Annotated in this window: 24 protein-coding genes; 10 read left to right on the forward strand and 14 right to left on the reverse strand. The window is 40.4% G+C overall.

Annotated features, from left to right (window positions below; all coding sequences use genetic code 11):
- Positions 1–37: 37 nt before the first annotated feature.
- Together I6F47_RS16895 and ycaO are read right to left on the reverse strand one after the other, a co-directional pair.
- Positions 38–3400 (reverse strand): ATP-binding protein, encoded by a 3363-nt coding sequence (locus I6F47_RS16895; protein WP_197184243.1) that lies wholly within the window; start codon positions 3398–3400, stop codon positions 38–40.
- Between the two features lie 115 nt (positions 3401–3515).
- Complete coding sequence (gene ycaO, locus I6F47_RS16900) at positions 3516–5276, reverse strand: 30S ribosomal protein S12 methylthiotransferase accessory factor YcaO (protein WP_197184244.1); 1761 nt, start codon at positions 5274–5276, stop codon at positions 3516–3518.
- 156 nt (positions 5277–5432) lie between these two features.
- Between ycaO and I6F47_RS16905 the strand changes: the two genes are divergently transcribed.
- From I6F47_RS16905 to I6F47_RS16920, 4 genes are all read left to right on the forward strand, one after another.
- On the forward strand, positions 5433–7718 hold the full coding sequence (locus tag I6F47_RS16905; protein WP_197184245.1) for a penicillin acylase family protein: 2286 nt from the start codon (positions 5433–5435) through the stop codon (positions 7716–7718).
- 58 nt (positions 7719–7776) lie between these two features.
- Positions 7777–8625 (forward strand): MBL fold metallo-hydrolase, encoded by an 849-nt coding sequence (locus I6F47_RS16910; RefSeq protein WP_007580517.1) that lies wholly within the window; start codon positions 7777–7779, stop codon positions 8623–8625.
- A gap of 99 nt (positions 8626–8724) precedes the next feature.
- Positions 8725–10257, forward strand: a complete 1533-nt coding sequence (locus I6F47_RS16915; protein ID WP_010554553.1) for a bifunctional GNAT family N-acetyltransferase/carbon-nitrogen hydrolase family protein — start codon at positions 8725–8727, stop codon at positions 10255–10257.
- Positions 10257–10574, forward strand: coding sequence for a DMT family transporter (locus I6F47_RS16920; protein WP_165722697.1), 318 nt, complete (start codon positions 10257–10259; stop codon positions 10572–10574). The genes I6F47_RS16915 and I6F47_RS16920 overlap by 1 nt, the downstream gene beginning before the upstream one ends.
- A 70-nt stretch (positions 10575–10644) precedes the next feature.
- Here I6F47_RS16920 and I6F47_RS16925 read toward each other — a convergent pair whose 3' ends face one another.
- The gene (locus tag I6F47_RS16925; protein WP_197103186.1) at positions 10645–11523 is read right to left on the reverse strand and encodes a DMT family transporter; all 879 of its coding nucleotides are present in this window, start codon (positions 11521–11523) and stop codon (positions 10645–10647) included.
- Positions 11524–11762: 239 nt separating this feature from the next.
- Between I6F47_RS16925 and I6F47_RS16930 the strand changes: the two genes are divergently transcribed.
- Positions 11763–12146, forward strand: a complete 384-nt coding sequence (locus tag I6F47_RS16930) for an MAPEG family protein (RefSeq protein ID WP_010554555.1) — start codon at positions 11763–11765, stop codon at positions 12144–12146.
- 73 nt (positions 12147–12219) lie between these two features.
- Here I6F47_RS16930 and I6F47_RS16935 read toward each other — a convergent pair whose 3' ends face one another.
- The 3 genes from I6F47_RS16935 to I6F47_RS16945 all read right to left on the reverse strand — a co-directional run bounded on the left by I6F47_RS16935 (position 12220) and on the right by I6F47_RS16945 (position 14621).
- A complete protein-coding gene (locus I6F47_RS16935) occupies positions 12220–13431 on the reverse strand; it encodes a M56 family metallopeptidase (RefSeq protein ID WP_197174283.1) in 1212 nt (403 codons plus the stop codon).
- A gap of 9 nt (positions 13432–13440) precedes the next feature.
- Entirely contained in the window at positions 13441–13815 is a 375-nt protein-coding gene (locus tag I6F47_RS16940) for a BlaI/MecI/CopY family transcriptional regulator (RefSeq protein ID WP_007580531.1), read from the reverse strand.
- A 107-nt stretch (positions 13816–13922) separates the two neighbouring features.
- Positions 13923–14621, reverse strand: a complete 699-nt coding sequence (locus tag I6F47_RS16945) for a pseudouridine synthase (RefSeq protein ID WP_197184246.1) — start codon at positions 14619–14621, stop codon at positions 13923–13925.
- A 109-nt stretch (positions 14622–14730) separates the two neighbouring features.
- On the opposite strand from I6F47_RS16945, the gene I6F47_RS16950 reads away from it, so the two are divergent.
- Entirely contained in the window at positions 14731–15036 is a 306-nt protein-coding gene (locus I6F47_RS16950; RefSeq protein WP_197184247.1) for a DUF6482 family protein, read from the forward strand.
- A 40-nt stretch (positions 15037–15076) separates the two neighbouring features.
- On the forward strand, positions 15077–15484 hold the full coding sequence (locus I6F47_RS16955) for a GNAT family N-acetyltransferase (protein WP_197118352.1): 408 nt from the start codon (positions 15077–15079) through the stop codon (positions 15482–15484).
- Positions 15485–15494: 10 nt separating this feature from the next.
- Here I6F47_RS16955 and I6F47_RS16960 read toward each other — a convergent pair whose 3' ends face one another.
- The 8 genes from I6F47_RS16960 to lptM all read right to left on the reverse strand — a co-directional run bounded on the left by I6F47_RS16960 (position 15495) and on the right by lptM (position 21610).
- The gene (locus I6F47_RS16960; protein ID WP_197184248.1) at positions 15495–15851 is read right to left on the reverse strand and encodes a HopJ type III effector protein; all 357 of its coding nucleotides are present in this window, start codon (positions 15849–15851) and stop codon (positions 15495–15497) included.
- A 21-nt stretch (positions 15852–15872) separates the two neighbouring features.
- Positions 15873–16976 (reverse strand): retroviral-like aspartic protease family protein, encoded by a 1104-nt coding sequence (locus I6F47_RS16965; RefSeq protein ID WP_197184249.1) that lies wholly within the window; start codon positions 16974–16976, stop codon positions 15873–15875.
- A gap of 23 nt (positions 16977–16999) precedes the next feature.
- On the reverse strand, positions 17000–17707 hold the full coding sequence (locus tag I6F47_RS16970) for an HAD-IA family hydrolase (RefSeq protein WP_169045196.1): 708 nt from the start codon (positions 17705–17707) through the stop codon (positions 17000–17002).
- A 10-nt stretch (positions 17708–17717) separates the two neighbouring features.
- Positions 17718–18662 carry a tyrosine recombinase XerC gene (locus I6F47_RS16975; protein ID WP_197184250.1) on the reverse strand — a complete coding sequence of 315 codons (945 nt, stop codon included), beginning with the start codon at positions 18660–18662 and terminating at the stop codon, positions 17718–17720.
- The gene (locus I6F47_RS16980) at positions 18659–19270 is read right to left on the reverse strand and encodes a DUF484 family protein (RefSeq protein WP_197184251.1); all 612 of its coding nucleotides are present in this window, start codon (positions 19268–19270) and stop codon (positions 18659–18661) included. The genes I6F47_RS16975 and I6F47_RS16980 overlap by 4 nt, the downstream gene beginning before the upstream one ends.
- A complete protein-coding gene (dapF, locus tag I6F47_RS16985) occupies positions 19267–20097 on the reverse strand; it encodes a diaminopimelate epimerase (RefSeq protein ID WP_024589649.1) in 831 nt (276 codons plus the stop codon). Before dapF ends, I6F47_RS16980 begins: the two co-directional genes overlap by 4 nt.
- Positions 20098–20161: 64 nt before the next feature.
- Positions 20162–21415, reverse strand: a complete 1254-nt coding sequence (lysA, locus tag I6F47_RS16990; protein ID WP_024589650.1) for a diaminopimelate decarboxylase — start codon at positions 21413–21415, stop codon at positions 20162–20164.
- On the reverse strand, positions 21416–21610 hold the full coding sequence (lptM, locus tag I6F47_RS16995) for an LPS translocon maturation chaperone LptM (protein ID WP_024592613.1): 195 nt from the start codon (positions 21608–21610) through the stop codon (positions 21416–21418). It abuts the gene before it with no gap.
- Positions 21611–21951: 341 nt separating this feature from the next.
- Here lptM and cyaY point away from each other — a divergent pair, with 341 nt between their 5' ends.
- The 3 genes from cyaY to I6F47_RS17010 are packed head-to-tail and all read left to right on the forward strand — an operon-like array spanning position 21952 to position 23928.
- Complete coding sequence (gene cyaY, locus I6F47_RS17000; RefSeq protein WP_002960979.1) at positions 21952–22275, forward strand: iron donor protein CyaY; 324 nt, start codon at positions 21952–21954, stop codon at positions 22273–22275.
- The gene (locus I6F47_RS17005) at positions 22272–22928 is read left to right on the forward strand and encodes an alpha/beta hydrolase (RefSeq protein ID WP_007580555.1); all 657 of its coding nucleotides are present in this window, start codon (positions 22272–22274) and stop codon (positions 22926–22928) included. Before cyaY ends, I6F47_RS17005 begins: the two co-directional genes overlap by 4 nt.
- 22 nt (positions 22929–22950) lie before the next feature.
- Positions 22951–23928 (forward strand): DUF2914 domain-containing protein, encoded by a 978-nt coding sequence (locus tag I6F47_RS17010; RefSeq protein ID WP_197184252.1) that lies wholly within the window; start codon positions 22951–22953, stop codon positions 23926–23928.
- Positions 23929–23954 lie beyond the last annotated feature (26 nt).

The raw sequence follows: 23954 nt of genomic DNA on the forward strand, positions 1-23954 counted from the left end.
TCTCAAATTAGTAAGCGTATTTTATTAGCTTACACCTTTATTGGATACCAAGCCATTGCTGGAGTTTAGGTTTTAGTGCGGCTAAATCGAGCGGCTTACTTAAATAGTCGTTCATGCCTGCTGCTAGGCATTTTTCTTTATCGCCCTGCATGGCATTGGCTGTAAGTGCAATAATAGTAATATTTTCATTACCCTTACCTGCATCGCCTTCTCTAATGGCTTTAGTGGCTTGGTAGCCATCCATTTCAGGCATTTGGCAATCCATTAAAACTAGTTTATATGGCTTACCTTGTTTTGCATTGAGTTTTACAATTGCCTCAAGCCCATTTTCAGCAATATCAAAAGTCACACCTGCTTGCTTTAAGAGCGCCGAGGCAACTACTTGGTTTATTTTATTGTCTTCAACGAGCAGTAGTTGTGGCTCTGATGAATCGAGTACCGGTGCTTTAGTTAGTTTATTTTGTAGTTGTGCTTGTTGCTGCTGTTGTTCAATGTATTTATCGTTAGTGAGTGAGTCAAACAAATCAGAAGGTGTGAGTGGTTTGAAAATCATACAGTCGACTTCCATACCTACTTTAGACTCCTCAGGTGAATAACTCATTGGCGCCATAAGAACTAACTTGCAACTATGCATATTTATAAAGTTTTTAAGCGCAGTTATATGCGTTTGCGGCGCTTTTTCAAAAAAGTAGTAATCAACTAAAATAGCTTCAGGGTGGGTGGTTACATTATTTAAATAATTATCAACCTCAAGATAGTCATGTATGCAATTAACCTTTGCACCCCATACCGTGAGTTGTTTGCTGGCTGTATTTGCATTTAACGAGCACTCATCAATAATTAAAATATGTTTGTTTTTAATTAAATGACTCGGTAAATCTTGTTCTTTACTTAAGCGAGGCTGTATTTGTATTGTGAAAGAAAATGTACTTCCTTCACCTTGCATGCTGTTTACACTTACTTCACCGTTCATCAGCTCACACAGTTGTTTTACTATGGCAAGGCCAAGCCCTGTGCCCCCAAACTGGCGTGTAGTTGAGGTATCTGCTTGTGTAAACGAATCAAATAACGACGCTTGTTTTTTAGGGTCAATACCAATGCCAGTATCAATAATCGAACATTGTAGGAACGAGCCATCCGTTGTTTCATCCACTTTGGCGGTAATAACTACTTCGCCATCAATAGTAAATTTAACGGCGTTGCCAATTAAGTTATTCAAAATTTGGCGTAAGCGGTTCGGATCACTAATTATTTCGCTAACTGTAATTTGAGTGGCATCTAAAATAAGTTTTGTATTGTTTTGCTCTACTTTTAAAGCAAACGACTCAACCACTTCTCCTAATAACCGAGGTAGGTTAAATTGCACGTTTTCAATATCGAGCTTACCGGCTTCAATTTTAGAAAAGTCTAATATGTCGTTAATTATATTAAGTAAAGATTGAGCTGATGACTGAGCAAGTTCGATATGATGCTTTTGCTGTAGGTCTAGTTGCGTTTGCTTAATTATATTAAGCATGCCTAAAACACCATTCATTGGTGTGCGAATTTCGTGGCTCATACTTGCTAAAAATTCACTTTTAGCTTCAACAGCTTGTTCTGCAGTTTCTTTGGCGGCAACCAGCTTTTGTTCAGTTTCAATTCGTTGCTGGCTCGAGTGCAAGCTGCCAATTAACGCTGCAACGGCAATTAAAAAGCTTTCTTCGTTTTTAGACCAGTGGCGCTTGGATTGACATTGCTCGGCGCAAACAACGCCTATAGCACCACTTCCCGCAGGAATAATTATGCACAGCATTGATTTAATCTCGAGTGGCATTAAATACTGCTCTTTAATTGGTGCGAGTATTGGGTGTTCTAGTGCATCGGGTGCATTAAATACTGCTTGATGATCTATTGCATTAAAAAAGCCGGGGTTGTTTTTTCTTAGCCAAATAGAGTCAATTTTGTCACTAGACGAATGTTTGCTATGTATGGCAAAGGGGCTTAGTTGAGACTTGTCTTCATTAAAAAACCAAATACTGGCACGTTTAATATCGAATGCTTGGCAGATTGCTTCAGTGATAATATCTTTCGATTGGCTAAGTTGCCCATTTAATATTAATTTATTAACGGTAAGAGAAGCTAAAATTTCGTTATGTAATGCGGTTTTATTATTTTCTAATTCAATTTTTTTACGGGTATCAATATTCTGTAGTGAGCCAAAAATGCGTGTGCATCGTCCATTCTTTCGTTCTGCTTCACCATGTACGAGTACCCAAACAGATTCACCTTCTGCATCCATTACTTCTAATTCAACTTCGTAGCTTTCACCATATTTTATGGCTCGTTCAATTAAAGGTTTAATTGTTTCTCGGCTAGTGCCTTTTTTAAAGTAATTTAAATCTTTAGGCCATTCTGGTTGGTTATTTAATGGGTATTTAAATAGTTTTTTGGTCATATCAGACCAATACACTTGTTTAGTTTCTAAGTTAAATGACCATGCGCCTATTTGAGCTAGATCACTCATTGCTTCAAGCATTTTTTCGTTTTGTTGCTGACGATTAAGCATTTTCAAAAAGAATAAAAAGGCCCAAATTAATAACCCGCAAATAATAATAATCGATAACCGAAGTGGCCATATTGATGAAATAGGAGGGCTCCAACCGATTTTTGGCGCTACATATAACTGCCAGCTGCCGCCTTGAAAATTTAGAGTGAATTCAAGGGGATCTTGCTGAATAATATTTTGATTGCCGAAAAAAAACTCGCCTTTTTTACCTAAACCATTACGCCCTTGAATGGCAACGTTGTACTGTTTTTCTAATTCATAAACACCAGAATTGATATAAACCTTGTCAATATCGAGTACAACCGACAACAACCCCCAAAACTCATTATTGGGAGGGGTATACACCGGAACCCTGGCGATTAATGCTTCCCCCCCCTGAACTAATGTTAGCGGTCCTGCCATAATAATTGTGTTGGTATCGCGAGCTCTAAGTGCATCAGTACGCTGATTTTTATTATCTAAAAAATTAAGGCCAATTGCTTTTTCGTTCCCTTTTAAAGGATAGGTCATTTGAATGACCATATTGGGAGCGCCACCAATATTACGAAGTTCATTTGATGTATCAAAAAGAGGAGCTGCGATTTGTTCAAAGCGTTCTTGTTCTAAACCCGGTTCTGCGGCAACGGCAACACCTAAACCCCGTACTAGTTGAATATTAGAAACTAAGGTTGATTCGAGTTGAGCTCTATAAGTACTTACTTCTGATAGAATTTGTAGGCGGTGAGCATCTTTTACACGATTATAGTTAATACGATCAAGAACAACACCAACTAGTACAGTTAGCGTAAGCGATAACCAAAAGGTCAGCTTAAAGTTATAAACATTCGTTTTTTTGTTATTACTAGACGGTGGCATTAGCTACATCGTGGCGTTAATTTAGGCAAATTAACTATAGCTAATTTATGACATAAATGAAAACGGCGCATTAACAAATGCGCCGTTTATTTTTTATAATTAGTAGTTTAGCGAGTTACGAATCGCTAACTTCACGTGCCCAATGATTTTGCTTTGCTACGTGTAGCTTGCGGTAACCATCAAGTAGTGCCGCATGCTTTTTAAAGCCTTCAAGCGATAAACCTGGGAAAGTTAAACCGTTAAACTGCTTTTTACCCTCGGCAATTTCTATAGCCAGCGCTACATTATTAGCACCAAACATTAAGCCTAATGCATCTTGGTAATCAGCGTATTCGCGCTCGTCATCGTATTTAATTTCAAGAATCGCTTTTAAACAGCGGAAGTGGCGCATTGCATCTTCGTTTACTTGGCCCGTATGAAGTATCCAATCAACCCAATCAATGGCTTCTTCGCTGCCTGCGGCTAAACATAGGTGCGCTTTAAGCTCACCTATACGCAGTGTGTGCCATGGTGTGTCGGCATCAGTTGCTAAGCCAATAAATTCTGCGGCGCGGATAATATCGCTATGACCGGCTTCTTCTAGGCTGTCGTAAATTTCCATCCATTGCTCTGCATCGTACTGATCAAGCGATAGGAATGCTTCGCGAAATTTTGCGCCTTCGTTGTTGTTGCGCCAAATAAGCTCATCAACTGGATAAATGTCTGACATGCCCGGTACTAAAATACGACATGCGTATACGTTTAGGTGCGTGTAATCCATGATGTAGATATCATGATCCATGCTGTGAATCAGGTCAGTACAGAAGTTATATTCTTGCTCTGTTGTGCCGCTAAAGTCCCAGTGTACAAATTCAAAGTCAGGTTTTGCACGGAAGAAATCATGCGAAATCAAACCGCTTGAATCAATAAAGTGCAGTTCAATGTTCTCTGGTGTTGCTACTTCATCGTTATCAAATGTTGCAGGTTGGAATACATCTAGTTGATCTAAACGACGACCTTGTAGTAACTCGGTAACGGTACGCTCAAGTGCAACTTCAAATGATGGGTGAGCACCAAAAGAAGCAAATACAGAACCATCAGTTGGGTTAATAAGCGTTACGCTCATTACTGGGTAAATCCCCCCAAGTGATGCATCGGCAATACGTAAATGAAAGCCATGGCTGCGAAGCTCTTCACACGCTTCGTGAATTTTAGGATATTGCTTAACAACGTCTTCAGGCACGATTGGTAAACAAATGCCTTCGGCGATGATGCGGTTTTTAATCGCGCGCTCAAATACTTCTGATAAACCTTGTACGCGAGCTTCAAATTTTGTGTTACCTGCGCTCATACCGTTAGATACAAAAATATTACCAATAACGTTTACCGGAATGTATACGTCTTGGTTATCGCGTTGGCGAGTGTAGGGCAGGGTACAAATGCCACGATCAATATTGCCAGAGTTAAAATCAAAAAGGTGTGATGCGTTTAGTTCGCGCTCTGGGTCAAAGTAATCCCATAAGCTTTCATCCATAATACCTTGTGGTACTTCGTCGCCTTCAACTTTAAACCATTTTTCGGTTGGGTAATGAGTAAACTCGCCATTGGCAAATTCTTCACCTAGATAAAAGTCTGCAAAAAAGTAGTTACAGCTTAAACGCTCAAAGTATTCACCGAGTGCTGAGGCAATAGAGGCTTTGTCGGTTGCGCCTTTACCATTGGTAAACATAACACCGCAGTCACTGTCTTTTATATGAACCGAATAACAGTTAGCTACAGGGTTAAGCCAAAGCGCTTCTTCAACATTAATGTGTAGGGCTTCAAGCTTGTTTTGCATGGTAAAGATTGACGATTCTAGGTCGCGGTCTTTACCTTTGATAAATGTTTTTTCAGTCATATTGATCTCAACTAGTTCTGCACGATGTGTGGAGCTGACATTATCGTGGATTTTGATGTTTATTTCACCCTTTGCGAGCAAGAACATTATTATTTAATAAAACTGTGGTTATTATATGTCCTTAACGCTTGGTCAAAACGTGCAAAGGAAAGGTTGATGTTTAAAGTAATCAAACGCTTGTTATTATTAATTGTGATTTTAGGGCTGGCAAGTACCGCCGTTGTTTATGGGGTACTTAGTTTAAGTTTACCTGCCCTTGATGGAAACGGACGTAGTAACGCGGTAGTAGATCCTGTAAAAATTTCGCGCGATGCACTAGGGCAAGCAGTAATAAATGCAAATAGCCGAAACGATGCAGCCTATGGTTTAGGTTATGTGCATGGGCAAGACCGATTTTTTCAAATGGATTTACTAAGACGTAATGCCGCAGGCGAGCTAAGTGAATTATTTGGCGAAGCCGCGTTGGGACTCGATAAAAAGATGCGTTTTCATCAATTACGTAAACGCAGCCAAATTATTTTACAAACGCTGCCTGATGCAGATAAGCAATTACTTAAAAGTTACGCTCAAGGTGTAAACGAAGGGTTAGCGCAAGTAGGGTATTCAAGCTTTGAATATTTACTAACCGGTGCAACACAAAAGCCATGGCAAAGCGAAGACAGCTTACTTGTGATATTTAGCATGTACCTTGATTTACAAAGCGCCACATTTGAGCGTGACCAAGCACTCATTCAAATTGAGCAAGCGTACACAAAGCAAATGGTTGATTTTTTAACGCAACCAAGTAAGTACCAAGCCGCACTTGATGGCAGTAAATTAGCGCCTTATAGCGCCGGCATACCTACTTTGCCAACTCAAACACAGCATACAGTTAAAAGTATTGAAGCCAACGAAGAGCGCGGCAGTAATAACTGGGCTGTTACAGGAGCGTTGACTAAAACAGGTGCTGGTATGGTGTCGGATGATATGCATTTATCGATGGCAGTGCCCGTAATTTGGTACAGAGCTCAGCTAAATTATACACAAAATGGAAAACCTGCTCAGGTAACCGGTGTATCGCTGCCCGGGGCGCCGGCCATTGTTGTTGGCACTAACAACAATGTTGCATGGGGATTTACTAACGGTTATTTAGATACAGCCGATTGGATTGCATTAAACGATGATAGTAAAACATGGCAAGTTGATGAACCAATTGCATTACCCGATGGGGAGGTTGAAAACTACCCATTAATACTCAGCGAATACGGACCTGTAAAATACATTAACGAAAAACCTTATGCATTGAGCTGGGCTGCACATCAGCCTTACGCCGTTAATATGCAATTATTAAAGTTAGAGCAAGCCAAAACAGTAGATGATGCACTTGCCGTAGCAAGCGATGTAGGAATACCTGTGCAAAACCTAATGGTGGTCGACAGCCTTGGTAGCGCAGCGTGGAAAAATATGGGCGGTATACCGGCTCGTAAAACGCCAAGTGAGCTCGGTGTAAATGCCGATGACTACTCAGTGCTTTGGCAGCAAACCGAATTAGAACGTCCCTTTATTAAAAACCCACAAAGCGGCAGATTATGGACTGGTAATTCTCGCGTGGTATCGGCTGAAGATAACGCGCGTTTTGGCAATGGTGGCTATGCACTCGGTGCACGTTCGAGTCAAATTCGCGATAGATTATTTGAAAAAAAAACATTTGCAGAGAGCGACTTTTACGCACTACAGCTCGATAATCAAGCTCGCTTTTTAATGCCTTGGCATGCTCTGCTATTAAAGCAATTAAAAGCCGATAAAACTAAAAATCAGCAATATATAACAGCGCTCGAAAATTGGCAGCAATGTGCGTGTTCAACCTCCATAGGGTATACCTTAGTTAAGCGCTACCGCGATGAAGTGATTAATATTTTATTTAGTAATATTGAAAGCCAATTAAATAAACAGCAAGGCACACTTAAATACGTAAAACGAGATTTAGAGCCCGCAGTTTGGCAGCTTATTAATAACAAACCCGATACGTGGATAAACCCGCAATTTAAAAGCTGGGATGCACAATTACACGGTGCATTTAACCAAACTATCACTAAGCTTACTGAGCAATTTGGTAATAATGTACAAAGCTGGCAGTGGGGCAAGGTCAATGAGTTAGTGATAGAGCATCCGTTTGCAAAGCAAATGCCGTTACTTGCTAAGTTATTAAATATGCCCACAGCAGCGGGTTTTGGTGATAGCTACATGCCCGCCGTACAAGGACGTAGTTTTGGCGCATCGCAGCGCTTTATTGCCCAACCTGGGCATTTAGAACATGCAATTTTAGCTATTCCGGGTGGGCAATCGGGGCACCCTCTTTCTGAATTTTATAGAGCGGGGTTTAGTGATTACGTAGAGGGTAAACATACACCTTTATTGCCTCAAGAGTTAATACATCAAATAGTAATAAAGCCGACACGATGAACTAAAGTATAGCTAAACACGTTCTATATAATTACCAATAAAACAACAGAGAACTAAAATGAAAAAAATATTACCCGCATTAATAACAGGTTTATTACTAAGTACAGCAGCGCAAGCCGACGAGGGACCAGTAACAGCACAAAAGCTAAGTGAGCATGTATACGTACTATTTGGGCAAGGCGGTAATATTGCAGCAAGTGTAGGTGATGATGGCATTTATATTATTGATGATCAGTTTGCCAAACTCTCAGATGATATTAAAAAAACGATTAGCGATTTAAAACCAGGCAGTGCAGAGTTTGTTATTAATACACATCATCATGGCGATCATACCGGTGGCAACGAAAACTTTGCTAAAGCGGGTGCGCACGTTATAGCACACGACAATGTACATAAACGTTTAGAAGAGCAGCATGGAGAAGGGTCAGACTTTTTACCGCGCATTAGTTTTGGTCACGATTTAAAACTGCATTTTAATAATGAACACGCCCATGTAGTGCATTACGAACATGCACATACCGATGGCGACTCGGTTGTCTTTTTTAGTAACGACAACATAGTGCACATGGGCGACATTTACTTTAATTTTGGCAGCTTACCGTTTGTTGATGTAGATAGCGGCGGCAGCGTTGATGGTATTTTAGCGGCAGTAGACGATGTAGTTAAACAAATTGACGACAACACTAAAGTAATACCAGGACACGGTAAGGTAAGTGACCGTTCAGGACTGATAGCGTATGGTAAGCTAGTTCAAAATGCGAAAGATGTGATGCTAAAAGCAATGCAAAATAATGCAAGCTTAGAGCAAGTACTTAAAGCCGATCCATTGGCAGAACTTGGTCTTGAATACGCAGGCTGGTTACCAAAAGAGAAAGTAACCACACTTTTTTATCGCAGTTTAAAGTAGTACATCTAAAGTAAAAAACATGATACAAAGCTGAGTGTATTCTTGATTTAATCGAGCGTACATTCGGCTTTTATTTTCTTATGCCTAAAGGAGTTGTGTATGTCGGCAGAAAAAACCCATCTTGAAATTTGTAACTTAACCAGAGAGCAATATCCGCAAATTAAAACCTTGATGGATCAAGCGTATCCCGATTTAGGTGGTGCGTGGCCAAGTCATACCATTTTTAGATTAATAGACCAATTTCCTGAAGGGCAAATAGGTATTGTAGATGACGGTGTGCTGGTGGGCTTAGCATTAAGTGTACAAGTTGATTACACACGTTTTTCAAACCCGCATACGTACGAAGACATTGCAGATGGTCACGACCGTGTATTTAGCGATACCGACGGCGATGCGCTATACGGCTTAGATGTGGCCATTAGCGAAACTCACAGAGGCATGCGATTAGGTCGTCGCCTTTATGATGCCCGTAAAGAACTGTGCCGCCAATATAACCTACGCGCTATTTTAGCGGGTGGTCGTATTCCACGTTATTACAATCACAGTAGTGAAATGACGCCAATGGAATACATTGCAAAAGTAGATCAGAGAGAGTTATACGATCCTATTTTAAGCTTTCAGTTATCTAACGATTTTCAGGTAAAGCGTTTACTTAAAAAGTACCTACCGGAGGATCAAGAGTCAGTTGGTTACGCCACTTTGCTTGAGTGGAATAACATTATGTATGAACCAACCGACACGGTACTCGAGTCAACTAAATCAATTGTGCGCGTAGGTGCTGTGCAATGGCAAATGCGTTGTGTTGAATCGGTTGAAGAAATGCTAAAACAGGTTGAATACTTTGTAGATACCGTATCTGACTACAAAAGTGACTTTATCCTATTCCCTGAGTTTTTTAACGCGCCATTAATGGGCTTAGGAAATCAAAGCAACCAAACTGAAGCGATTCGTTATTTAGCGGAATATACCGAAACGTTTAAAAACGCGATGTCGCGTATGGCAATAGAATACAACGCCAATATTATTACCGGCTCTATGCCGCTTGCCGAAGACGATAAAATTTATAACGTAAGTTATTTATGCCACCGCAGCGGTAAAATAGACGAGCAACGTAAAATACATATTACCCCGCATGAACAAAACGATTGGGTTATTCAAGGCGGCGACAAAATTGCTGTATTTGAAACCGATGCTGGGCGTGTAGGTATTCAAATTTGTTATGACGTAGAGTTTCCTGAGCTTTCACGCATATTAGCAAAACAAGGGTTAGATATTTTGTTTGTCCCATTTTGGACCGACACTAAAAACAGCTACTTACGTGTGCGCCATTGTGCACAAGCGCGTGCAATAGAAAACGAATGTTATGTGGTTATTGCAGGCTCGGTAGGTAACTTACCACAAGTAGAAAGCCTTGATGTGCAGTACTCACAATCGGCTGTGTTAACGCCATCGGACTTTTCGTTCCCGCACGATGCAACACTTAACGAAGCCACACCTAATACAGAAATGCTGTTATTTAGTGACCTTGATATGGATAAGTTAAAAATTCTTCACAGCGAAGGCACAGTGCGTAACTTAAAAGATCGTCGCGAAGATTTATATGAAGTTATATTGAAAAAGAGAGATGTTTAATGGCGTGGATTTATTTGGTTATTGCCGGTTTACTTGAAATTGGCTGGCCGATAGGTTTAAAAATTTCGCAAAACTCAGATACTCGCTGGCAGGGTATTGCAATAGCGGTGGCATTTATGGTCGCGAGTGGTTTTATGTTGTGGCTTGCCCAAAAGCAAATATCAATGGGCACCTCATACGCGGTGTGGACTGGTATTGGCGCCGCCGGTACGTTTTTAGTGGGTATATTGTTTTATAACGATGCCGCTACGTTTGGTCGTATTGCGGGAGTATTAATGATTATTAGTGGTGTGATAACACTAAAAATCAGCTCTTAATTGGTAATTTGAATAAACGCTTAATTATGAATAGCGCAGGTATAAAAGCCTGCGCTTTTTTATGTTGCCATTAATTCGGCAACATAACCAAAACAGCGGCAATGGCTATGAGTATTAAGCCTGCAGTATCTTGTTTTTTAAGTGGCTGCTTTAACCAAAGTACGGCAATTAGCATGGTAAAAAATACTTCAACCTGTCCAAGTGTTTTAACGTAAGCAACATGTTGTAAGCTCATTGCACTAAACCAGCCAATAGAGCCGATACAACTAAAAACACTAATAGCGGCTGTAGTGCCTTTGTAGTACCACAATTTACTGAGCGTTTGCGGCTCTTTTAATAATAAATAGCCCAGTAGTATTAGTGTTTGTAAGCTAATTACAAACAGCAAAACCCAAGCGGCTGAGTGTGGGAATAATAATCCTGAATTTAAGCTCGCTTCACGTACCCACAGTGAGGTAAGTGCAAAGCAAGTACCACAAGCAAGGCCTAGTAATGCCGTTTTAGCATTAAAGTGTTTAACGCTTGTTATGCCGCTGAGTAGCAATACGGCAATAGCGCCAAAAAACACACCAAGCCAGCCGAGTAAAGAAAGTGCCGAGCCAAAAAATAATACACCTAAAATAGCAGCCACTAACGCCTCGCTTTTGGCAAGACCAGCACCTACGGCGTAATTATTCATTTTAAATAACTTAACCATTAAACCAGTGGCAAGTATTTGCATCACACTTGCGCCTACAATAAATCCCCAAAAGGCATTATTAAACGTAGGCATGGCGGTATCTTGATATTGATAAAGGCCATATAAATACACGGCAGCAATAGGGCCTGCAATAATAAAGCGAGAGAGGGTTACGCCAGCCACACTCACATCGTTACTTAATTTACTTTGCAAGGCATTACGCCATGCTTGCATAAAGGCGGCTAAAAAAGTGAAAAATATCCAGGTCATGGTCGTCATCGTTAAAATGTAAGGCAGTAAAGTTAACAAGCTTTGTGAAGTAAAGCGATGCATTAACTATGATGTTGAATATTCATCATCTGCGACATTATGTCGCACGGGTTTGAGGATAAATTTAGCTATAGTAAGCCTGATGTTATTGTTAGCCGCCAGCGTTTGTCATAAAACGCATCTGGCGGCTTTTTTATTTCGCTTATGCTAAATTATCCGAAACATCAAAAGGATAAATTATGACAACATTAGTTGTATGTGCATTACTTGCGGTATTAATGCCTTACTTTGCAAAAGTGCCGGTTGCTATAGCAATGGCAAAATTAGGTCGATACGACAATAAACATCCTAGGGCGCAACAAAAAAAATTAACCGGCTTTGGTGCACGGGCGCTTGCTGCTCATCAAAACTGTTTTGAATCGCTTGCTGTTTTTGCTGTCGCTATTGCAGTTGTACTGGGCACTAACTCTGTAGGTGCAGTAACCGAAATGCTAGCTGTTACGCATATTGTGTCGCGTATTTTGTATTGCGTATTTTACTATATGAACCTAGATATAATTCGCTCATTAGTGTGGTTTATTGGTTTGGGTACAGCCATTGCCATGATTGTGGTGAGTTTGTAACTTTATAGCGTAAAACCACAAAGCAAGCAGCCTAAAAGGGCGCTTGCTTTGTAGTCTTGAACAACTCGAGGTGTTAATGCGATACTTTAATTCGCTCTATTAAATCGGTAGGCGCCACTTCACTATTAATCGCAAAATCTAGTTGCACAAGTACATCTTCAAAACCTGAATCTGATGCTTTATATTTCCATTTTGCTAGCGCCTCTTTCGCTGATTTATCAAAAACATCTTTAGGTTTAGATTGAATAACACTAATGTTTTTTGTTTTACCGTTTGCTGCAATATCGTATTTTAATACAACAGAGCCGCTGATCCCTTGTTGAGCTGCTTGTATTGGGTAAGCAGGTTCAATGCGTATTGTTGGTGAAATATGTTCCTCTTGCGTTTTATTTACTTCAGGTTGCTTTGCAATTGCTAAGCCGCTTAGCATGCTTGCGGCTACAAGTAATAAGCCACCTTTAGCAAGCTTTGAACGCTCCCCGCTGTGTTTTATATTAATTAGTCGTTGTAACATGGTTTTTTTATCTCCGTAGTGTGAATAAGCCATAAGTCCTGTGGGCGCATTTGCCGCGCAGTTTATTAAGGCTTTGCTATATAAAATATGTTGTTGTGTGGTTTTATTGCTAAGTACCCGTTCATCACAAGTCAGCTCTTGTAGTCGGCGTATACTTGCGTAACAAAACCAAGCTAGTGGGTTAAACCAAAGTAAAATAGTAGGCAGTAATATAAGTGCGTTTGTTAGGTTGTCTTTGCGTTTAATGTGTACGTTTTCGTGCTCTAAAATAAGCGCTAATGTGGCTTTATCAAACTGGGTATTATAGTTACTCGGTAACACCAGTTTACTGTTTAAAATACCCACCACCATTGGCGTTGCTACATGTTGACTGGTGTAAGTTTTAACACTAGTGGCAAGAGTGCCTTCAAATTGGGTTAACTCAGTTAACTGCAAGCTTTTAACAAAACGGGTATGTGTAATAAAACTAGCTATTAATAACCCTGCGGTAATAAGTACATACATGAGCGCCCAGCTAATACCCATTTCATGTATAAAGGGTTGGTTAGGGGTGATTAAGTAATGGCTAATATTACTATTTTGCAGTGGTTTAATCGCATTTGGTAAATTAGCAATAACCAATGCCGCAGGTAATAGCCATGCTAATTTATATACAAACCGCGAGCCAAGGGCTTTTAAACCAAATCGCTCGAGTAAAATAAATCCACAAAACAAAATACTTAATAGTAGTTGCTGCCCAATTAACCAATTAAAACCAGTTTGAATAACCATGTTAATCCCTTACTTTTGGTTTTTTTCCCAGTCATCTATAACTTTTTTAAGCTCGTTTATATCTTGCTGAGAAAGCTGCTCCGATTTAGCAAAACCGCTTACAAGTGGCGCAATACGTCCACTAAAAAAGCGCTCAATAAAGTTTTGGCTTTCTTTTAAGGTGTAGTCGGCGCGCTCCATACAGGGCATATAAATATATTGGCGACCTTCTTTTTCAAATGTAAGTGCGCCTTTTTTTACTAGTCGACCTAGTAGGGTTTTAATGGTTTTTTCGTGCCATTGCTTATCGTCGCTTAAGCGTTCAATTATTTGGCTCGCGGTGGCGGGGTAGTTAATCCAAAGTGCGTCGAGCACGTCAAACTCTGCTTTTGATAACTCAATCATGCTATTGCCTACAAATGTAATCTTCAATTAAAGACTACACCTGTAATCTTTAATTGCAAGTTTATTTTTTAACTTTCTAGCATGTTATTTAAGCTAATAGGTAGGGGTTAGGTGCGGTATTTTAAAATATCGTTTTTGTTTATTTGTATATACTGCCCTTCACAAAGGTTTAAATCCTTAAGTACAAGGTCACTAAATTGAGCTCTATATAAGTCAATAACTTTGTATCCGCAGTAATGCGCCATTTTACGTATTTGTCTGTTTAGCCCTTGTTTTAAAACAATACTAAACTGATTACTGGCTATTTTATTTACTTCACAAGGCAGGGTTATGTGTTTATCAACGGGTACGCCTGCTGCCATTTTTTTACAAAAAGCATCGTCTAAAGGCTTATTTACGGTGACTAAATAATGTTTAGGCTGGTGGAAGTCAGGATGTATTAGTTGATTACAAAAATCCCCATCGTTGGTCAAAATAAGCAAACCGCGAGAGTCTTTATCTAATCGACCAATAGGGTAAACGCGGGTGAGTGTGGGCAAATGGTGAATAAGGCTGGCTGGGTCATCAATATTTAATTTACAGTCAATACCTACTGGTTTGTGGTACGCAAAATAAACTAAATCGGCAGCACCTTTAATTTCTTTTTCGTTCACTATTACAATGTCTTGCTCATCAACGTGATCTATATGATTCGCTGGGCGACTATTTACAGTCACCACACCTTCATCAATTAAACGCGATGCCTGTTTACGAGAACAAATACCTGCATGGGCAATATATTTAGCGAGTCGGATTTTTGTGCTCATAACGTGTGACGCCAGCGGCTAATAAAAATTTGATCGTGATTATAGCAAAGCTGCGTATCGATAATGTTAAATAACCAGAACTCAGGTTAAATATAAAAAGGTAGCCAAGATGGGTATTAAATTTTCACAGTTAAAAAAGCACGAGCCGCTACAAAAAGTCATTGTTCACTCGTTAGATATGGTGCTTTATCAAGTATCAGTAATGATTAATAACGTTGAATACTATGTAACAGAAGACAGCGGTGAGTTTTTAAGAGCGCTAAGCCCACTGCATGTTCAAAAGCGTTTTGACAAAATAGCGTATGCCGAAATGGTACTGCGCCAAACAAGCGCTTACGACGAAATGTGCGGTCAGCCAGAAAAAACCGGCAGCAATATGCTTGAAGTACCTTACGGTAAAAATAATCTTTATTGATTGAGCTAATTTGCTAGTATCTGCTTTTTAAGGGCGATAAATGTATCAATTAAAAGTAGATAATACCGATGCGTTAAACTCAGCGCTTCGCGCACAAATGGTTGAATTTAACGCCCAGTATTTTGATGCGCAAAGAGTGCCATTAGGCTATAAATTTACTGATGAGCAAGGCGAGCTTGTTGCCGGTATTAGTGGGTGTGTGTTTGGAAATTGGCTGATGATTAGTTGGCTTTGGTGTAGCGATAGTGCACGAGGTAAAGGGCTTGCAGATAAATTGCTAACGGCACTTGAGCAAGCTGCTATTGAGCTAGGAGTAACAACTGCTCAGCTTGATACACTTGATTTTCAAGCAAAACCTTTTTACGAAAAGCGCGGTTATAGTGTTAAGTATCAACTTAATAATTACCCACGCTCAGGTACGCGTTACTTTATGGAAAAGCCACTTTAATTTTTGCTGGCTATTTTTCTTTTAGTGGCTCGCCTTCAAAGGTAATACCTAAAAAAGGTGTTGCCTCTGGTGCTAACATAAAAGTGCGAATATTTAGGTGATCATCGCCTTCTGGGTTTTGCAGCACGTCTTGTCGGTAAAACTTACCAAAGCAATCTAACGTATTTTGTTTACTTAAATCGTTTAATTTAGCAAACGCAAAAATTTTACATGAGCCGTTGTTCTCACTCGCAGCGCTAAGTAATCCATGGTTATTAAAGCCACATGCAGTAAAGTCGTAATTTGCTTCAATCACCGCCATTGTATCGGTAAATTGAATGCTTTTTGGGTTTTCAGCAAGTGCTTTTAAATAGTTATTTAGTGTCATGTGTTACCTTTGGATTTTTAATTATTTAGCGCTCAACTCTAGCTCATCTGTTTGCTGATTTATATTGAATTTAAATCGCGATAAAAAGTTCATCCCTAGCAAACCTTGTCCGCGTGTGTTTTCAATGCTCAACACTTCAAAACCATAAATAATTTGCGAGCCCACTTTAAACGATTCAATTTGATAACGTTTTACAACAATTTGACCGTTAGCTGTGTTTACCGTTACATCGCCTAAATATAAAGGTTGTGGCGAAATTTGCTCAATTATACTTGTAGGTAGTGAGGTCACGCTTGCGCCTGTATCAATCATTAATTCGGTCGATAGATTGTTATTTATTTCGGTGTTTATTAAGTAATGCGCGCCGTAAGGCGTTAAAGCAACAAAGTCGTCTTGCGATTGTGCTTTATTGATCATAGCTTGCAGTGTTTGCACTTGGCTTTTTAGATTGTGCTGGTTTGGCATTCGATCAAGGGTTGCTTGTGCACTAATTAAATCGCCTTGCTGAAAGTAGGCGTACGCAAGCGGATATAAAAACTGCGCGTTATCGCTTTTATAATCAAGCCAAATTTGTGTTTGCTCAATAATAGCTTGCCAATTTTGTTGCTCAGTTAATGTGTGTAATTCGTTTTGAGTGAGCGTATTTAAACGTGTATTTACGTTACTTTGCTGATCAGCAGGCAGTAATGAATTCAGCTCAAATAAAGCAATAATGGCGTTTTGTGTTTGCTCGCTATTTATTAAATACTCAACCTGTAAGTTAAGTAATTCTACGTTATAAGGGCTGTTATTTAATAGCGCATTGAGAAATGACTCGCTGAGTAATAAATTGCTATTTAGCCATGTTTTAAGCTGTATCAGCCACGATGAATAAAGGTTTTTTGCACTTTCTGGATTGCTATTTTTGAGTTGTTGATAGCTACTAAGTGCGGCTTCAAATTGGTGTTGTTTAAATTGCTGCTTTGCCGTATTTAGTAACGTATCTTGTTGTTTAGGCGATATGCTTTGCTGGGCACTTTGCGTTTTTTGTACTTTAGTTAACGCGGGCTGCGGCCATAATAAATAAGCGTTAAGGCTAAGCGAGCCAATTAATAGCAAGGTGATTAGCTTGGTATAGTGGCTCATTGTGACCTCTTATTTTTAATAGGTTATTTAATAAAGTGCGTTAAGGCATGAATATTGGCTATTTCAATATCGGCCAGCCCTTTATAAGCATAATTGGCGCCTTGATCGTTTAACCATACCGATTGGCAACCGGCATTATTTGCGCCTTGTACGTCGGTATCTAGGCTATCGCCAATATGTAAAATATCGCTTTTAGCAACATTTAAATGTGTGGCTGCTTTATCAAATAGGGTGCTGTGAGGTTTTGCTTTACCGTGCATACCTGCTTGCAGTACGAGTTCAAATTTATCGTGTAAGTTAAAGCGTTCAATTTCAACATTGCCGTTAGTAATTGCAACAAGCGTAAAGTGTTTGGCTAGGTTATCTAGTAAGTTAAGTACGTCATCGCTTACGACTATGTTGCTGCGCGCATCGGCAAAGGCGTTATAGGCGGCATTTGCATGGCGCTCTACTTCATCTGCGGTAAAGCCAAGTTTAGAAAGCGCTAAACGTAGGGTGTGTTTGCGCCATTTAGTTACATCATCCGCGAGATCTGGGTTTTGTATTACGGCAAGTTCTCGGCATAGTTGCCAGTACTTTGGACCTTGCTCTTGATAGCCAGGTAGTGCGTTTAAATAATTTTGTTGGGCTTTAACGGCTGCTTTTATAATAGGGTGGTTACTGTATAGCGTGTCGTCTAAATCAAAGCTCATGACAGAAAATGGCTTAATAGCACGATTAAATCGGATCATATTTATTTTCCTAATCAGTTCGTTTTTTTGCGCGAGGGTGGGTGTTGTCGTACACCTTGGCTAAATGTTGAAAATCTAAATGCGTATACACTTGTGTAGCCGACAAACTGCTGTGCCCTAGTAATTCTTGCACGGCGCGTAAATCACCAGATGATTCTAAAATATGTGACGCAAACGAGTGGCGCAGCTTATGCGGGTGAACCTGCGAGCTAATGCCTTGTTTTATTCCCCACTCTTGCATGCGTAGGCGCACTTGGCGAATCGAAATACGATTTTTTTGGCTACTTAAAAATACTGCTATTTCATCGGGCTTTGTAAATTGAGGGCGTATTGTGAGCCATTTTTTTAATGCGTCTAACGCTTTTTTACCCACCGGAATTAATCGCTCTTTATTGCCTTTACCACGCACTAAAATTTCGCCATTAGCAGCACTAATATCTTGCATGTTAGCGCCAACTAACTCGCTTATACGCAGCCCTGATGAATACATAAGCTCCATCATTGCTTTATCTCTAATTGCGAGAGGTTCGTCGTCGGGTATTTCGAGCAAGCGTGCCATTTGATCCACATCGAGATTTTTAGGTAGGGGCTTTGCAAACTTAGGACCTTTTATACCCACCGCCGGATTATGGTAATGCGATTGCTCGGCAATATTTTTTGCTTTTAAAAACTTATATAAGCTGCGAATACAACTGAGCTTTAAGCTAATTGTACGGCCACTTAATTGTTTTGAGCGTAGTGCCATGCTGTAGCGGCGAATATGCTCGCCTTGCACGCCAAACCAGTCATCACATAATTTGCTAAAATAAAGGGCTGCAAAGCCAAGCTGGCTTACATATTGATTAACGGTGTGCGCTGAATATTGTTTTTCAAACTTTAAATAATCGCTAAATAGCGTTATGGGTGTACGCCAACTGTCGCTTAACTGGGTAGTATTAGGCGCATCGTCACTCATGCTAGTTTTTGCAACCGCAGGTGTAATGCGTTTATAAAGTCGAGTACAAACAGGTTATCTTGAGCGGGCTCAAAGTGGTTTACGTTACTGCTACCAAACGCCAAAATAGCGATAGGGTGCTTGGTGTCGCCAATTAAATAAATAGCGACAGATTGTGTATCTTCACTAAATAATAATTCGCGCTCTTGCTGATTAATACGCCCTAAATAATGCCCAGAATGGGTAAGGCGATGGGCAATAAGTTCGTCGTACTCGGGATTATATTTTACTAATTTGCAGTCGCTAACATCTTCACTTGAGCATATTATATTACGCAGATTATTTGCAAGAGTGTCAAAATCGTCATGATTCCAAAGCTGGCGATGGCACTGGCTAAACAAGCGATATACGAGCTCGTTTTGCGTTGCATGCTTGCTCATAGCATCTATTTGGTTTTTTAAAAGCGTGTTGTGCTCGCGTAATTGGCGTTGCTGAATATGTACCAGCGACGTTGCACCTTGAGCTTGCTGTTGCAGCTCAAGTTGTGCGAGTAGCTCCGGGTGTTGAACCAAAAAATCAAGATGTTGATGTAAGTAATCAATAACCTGTTCTTTACTTAGCTCGCTCATAGCGCTACTTGCCCGTCGAACACATGCTCTGCGGGGCCAGTCATGCGTACTGGGTGACCTTCGCCACTCCAACGTACTTGTAAGCTACCGCCTGGTAAATCTACTTGAACGGTTGTTGATAATTTATTTTGCATGTGACCAATAACCATTGCTGCACACGCACCTGTGCCACAGGCTAGGGTTTCGTTAACGCCTCGCTCCCACACTCTTAATTTAATGTGTTCTTGCGATACAACTTGCATAAAGCCAATGTTCGCTTTTTGCGGAAAACGTTCGTGGTTTTCAAGTAATGGACCCAATATATCAACTTGCGCGGTGGTTACGTCGTCAACTTCTAGCACGCAATGCGGGTTACCCATAGATACCGCGCCACTAAATACAGTGTGTTCTTCGGTTCTAATAATATAAGTAAGCTCACGCTTGCTCGCTTTTAAAGGGATTTTACTTGGCTCAAAATTTGGATGACCCATGTTAACCGTTACTTGACCGTCTTTTTCTATGTAGAGCGTTAAGTTGCCCGACTTGGTCGACACAGTAATTTTATGCTTGTTAGTAAGGCCCTTCATACGTACAAAGCGGGCAAAACAGCGTGCGCCGTTACCGCATTGTTCTACTTCGGTACCATCGGCATTAAATATTCGATAATGAAAGTCGAGATCAGGAGAGTATGGCGCTTCAACCATTAGCAATTGGTCAAAGCCAATGCCAAAATGGCGATCTGCCAGTTTTTTGATTTGATCTCGCGACAAAAAAACATTTTGTGTAATGTTATCAATCACAACAAAGTCGTTGCCTAAGCCGTGCATTTTGGAAAAATTAACTAACATAGCGCTCTAATTCGGTTTTGCTCTGTGCTAATCATGCCACAGAGCAGCTAGTAGACAAAAACGTTTATGGTAAAACTTTCTCACCCTGATAAAGGCTTTCAATAGTTTCGCGTTCACGAATAAGATGATGCTGCTGACCATCTACCATTATTTCTGCAACACGCGGGCGCGAGTTGTAGTTTGAACTCATGGTAAAGCCGTATGCACCAGCACTTCGTTGTGCGAGTAAGTCGCCTTGTTTAAGCGCTAGTTCACGATCTTTTCCTAAAAAGTCGCCGGTTTCGCACACAGGGCCCACAATATCAAAGTTGTGAGTCGGTGTTTCGTCGTCGCGAACTGATACCGGAATGATTTTTTGCCACGCTTGATAAAGCGCAGGGCGAAGCATGTCGTTCATACCTGCATCTACAATGGCAAAAAATTTGTCTTGGTTTTGTTTAATAAATTCAACTTGAGTAACTAAAATACCTGCGTTAGCTGCAATAGCGCGCCCTGGTTCAAAAATTAGTTCAAGGTGTTTATAGTTAGCTAAGCGTTCGGTAACTTGCGCTGCATATTCACTTGGGTGCGGTGGTTGCTCGTTGTTATATGGCACGCCTAAACCGCCACCAATATCTAAGTGAGTTAGCTCAATACCGTTGGTTTTTAGCTCATCAATAAGCGCCATGAGTTTATCAAGGGCTTCTAAAAATGGTCTAACTTCAGTTAATTGAGAGCCAATATGGCAATCAACACCAATAATTTTTAAACCAGGTAAAGCCGCTGCTTGTTGATAAACACTTACAGCAGTTTGTATATCAATACCAAATTTATTTTCTTTTAAACCAGTAGAAATATACGGATGTGTTTTTGCATCTATGTCGGGGTTTACGCGAATAGAAATAGGCGCTTCTAAGTTAAGCTCGCAAGCCACTTCAGAAATACGCTCAAGCTCAGAGGCTGATTCAACGTTAAAGCATTTAATCCCCAATTTTAATGCGTACGCTATTTCGTCTGCTGTTTTAGCCACGCCCGAAAAAACCACTTTAGAAGCATCGCCTCCCGCTTTAATTACACGCGCAAGTTCGCCTTTGGATACAATATCAAAACCCGATCCTAGGCGCGCTAATATATTAAGCACGGCAATATTTGAGTTTGCTTTTACGGCGTAACACACCAAGCTTTTATGATTTTTAGTGGCGTTAGCAAACGCTAAATAATGGCGCTCAAATGTAGCGCGCGAGTACACATAACACGGCGTACCGTATTGCTGCGCTATGCTTGCCACACTGACGTCTTCGGCAAATAATTGGTTGTTTTTGTAGTTAAAATAATCCATTTATTGCTCCTGACTTTGCGATATTTTGGCTTGCTCAGCGGTAGTGGCTGGCTGAGCTGTATTTTGAGGTTGGTTTTGCTCTGTTTGTTGCTCTGGTAAATATAACGGACCGCTTTGTCCGCAGCCAGCTAAGGCGCTTAACAGTACAGTGCTTATTAATAGTTTTTTTAATTGTAAGGTATGTGTCGCTTTCATTAGATTAATACGGTTGCTGGCTTTATAATCGCAGAGTAACAGAATATCTAAAAAATGCAGCTATTCGCGGATGATTTTATTCCTGTTACACTAGGACTTGTTTATCTCTCGAGGTTGAATTTGCGCTGCCCGTTGGGTTCGTCCTAGGAACGATTTACTCTTTGTTGCTCGGTTTTAACTTAGTCCACTAGGTTACAAACCTCGCGCCGCGATTAAATCGCCCCTAGATAGAACAAATTTCAATCCTGAAAGGTTAACAGGCCCTAGCTGCACATTTTTAAAGCTAATTCAAAGCTAAAACGTACCCAATATTAGGCGGCTCGCCTGCAAAGGAAATAACAATGACTGAACACGAATATCACCAATTAGCCGAAGCTCTTATGTTCACTATTGAAGAGCAGGTTGATGATTGCGAAGCTGATTTAGATTACGAATCGGCACAAGGTATTTTAGAAATAATTTTTCCTGATAAAAGTAAAATAGTGATTAACAAGCAAGCACCTCTTCACCAAGTATGGGTTGCGACTAAGTTTAACGGACATCATTTTGAAATGCGTGATGGGTTATGGATTGATAACCGTTCTGGCGCTGAATTTTGGGCGTTTATAAATGAAGCCTCAACTCGCCAAGCAGGCCAAGAAGTTAAGTGGCAATCATCACTATGAGTTTAGAATTTGTAGAATATGCAGCCCAAAGTGAGCACAAAGCAACGGTTATTTGGTTACATGGTTTAGGTGACTCTGGGGATGGTTTTGCGCCAGTAGCTCCGCAGCTTAATTTACCAAGTGAGCTTGGTATACGGTTTGTTTTTCCGCATGCGCCAGTACAACCGGTCACCATAAATGGTGGCATGGAAATGCGCTCTTGGTACGATATTAAATCTATAGAATTAGATAAGCGTGCCGATGAACAAGGCGTAAGGGATTCGGCTGCAAAGGTAGAAGAGTTAATTAATAAAGAAATTGCTAATGGTATACCTGCTAATAAAATTATTTTAGCTGGCTTTTCTCAAGGTGGTGTTGTGTCTCTGCATTTAGCACCGCGCTTTGAGCAAAAGCTTGGGGGTGTTATGGCGCTTTCTACTTATATGTGTGTGCCGCAAAAATTTGCTGATGAAGCAAAGCATACTGATTTAAACGTATTTATGGCTCATGGTAGCCAAGATAACGTTGTACCGCATAGTGCGGGAAGAAGTGCGTTTGAAGTATTAACAGCACATAACATGGATGTAAGCTGGCAAGAATATCCAATGGCTCACCAAGTTTGCGCAGAAGAATTGCAAGCTATTCGCCAATGGTTAATTGCTCGTTTAAGCTAATTTTGGAACCGCTGAGGTCAATATGAGTCAAAAAATAGTTATTAAAGCAAATGTTAAACGCGAACTACAAGAGAGTGTACCAACGGTAAGCTACGAGTGGAATTGGCGTCGTATTGTGAGTATTGCTATGTTGGTATTAATGACCTCTGCAGCAGTTGTGTATGGCTTAACAACGTCAGCCAGTGCAGAGCAAGGTGAGCATCCAAATGAGCAGGAGCAATTTTTAAGCTTTAGCAGTAACGCTCAAAACCAGACAAACGTTGAAGTAACGGATGTTGAGTCTGAATCATCAATAAACAATCCCCCTAATGAGTCTGCAGAGGTAATGCAAGCTCGGATTGAACCGTTGTCAGCTGAGCAAAATGAGGCTCAACTAAGCATTTCAAGTAATACATCTGATGAAGCTGAGCTTGTAAATAATCCCCCTGTTTTATTGGCTAACAACGATAGTGTTACTGAACAAAGCGAAAGCATTAATACAGAGTTAAACTCAAACCTTGATAATGATGTGCAAGAAGAAACCGCAGAAGCTCAAAACGTAGCTGAGCTAGCCAGTCAAAGCGACTTACTTTTAGAGTTAGAAAGTGATGATGGCGCATTGAGTGGCACTGAAGGTTTTTCGCCGACAGCACAAGTGGCAAGTGTGGCTTTGGGCGCGCAAATAGACACGGGTAAAATTAGCCGTGCGGTACTTACTCGTAAAGTAAGTAAGCGTGAGCCCACTAATGTGTTTGCTGCTGATATTAGATTAAGTCAGTTTGATGAAGGCGTATCGTTTTTTAGTGAGATTAAAAATCTTCAAGGCCAGCAAGTTAAGCATGTTTGGTCGTTTGAAGGTGAAACTATGGCTGAAATTACACTTAATGTTACTTCGCCTCGCTACAGAACGTACTCAACAAAAAATATCATGGACACACAAACAGGCCATTGGCGTGTTGATGTAGTTGATGAGCAAGGCAATTTAATTGCCCAAAAAGAGTTTAGAATTTTAGCTGACTAAAACTAGCTAAACGCAGTAATTAATTG

The organism is Pseudoalteromonas sp. NZS37 (assembly GCF_015864265.1).
Taxonomy (GTDB): Bacteria; Pseudomonadota; Gammaproteobacteria; order Enterobacterales; family Alteromonadaceae; genus Pseudoalteromonas; species Pseudoalteromonas arctica.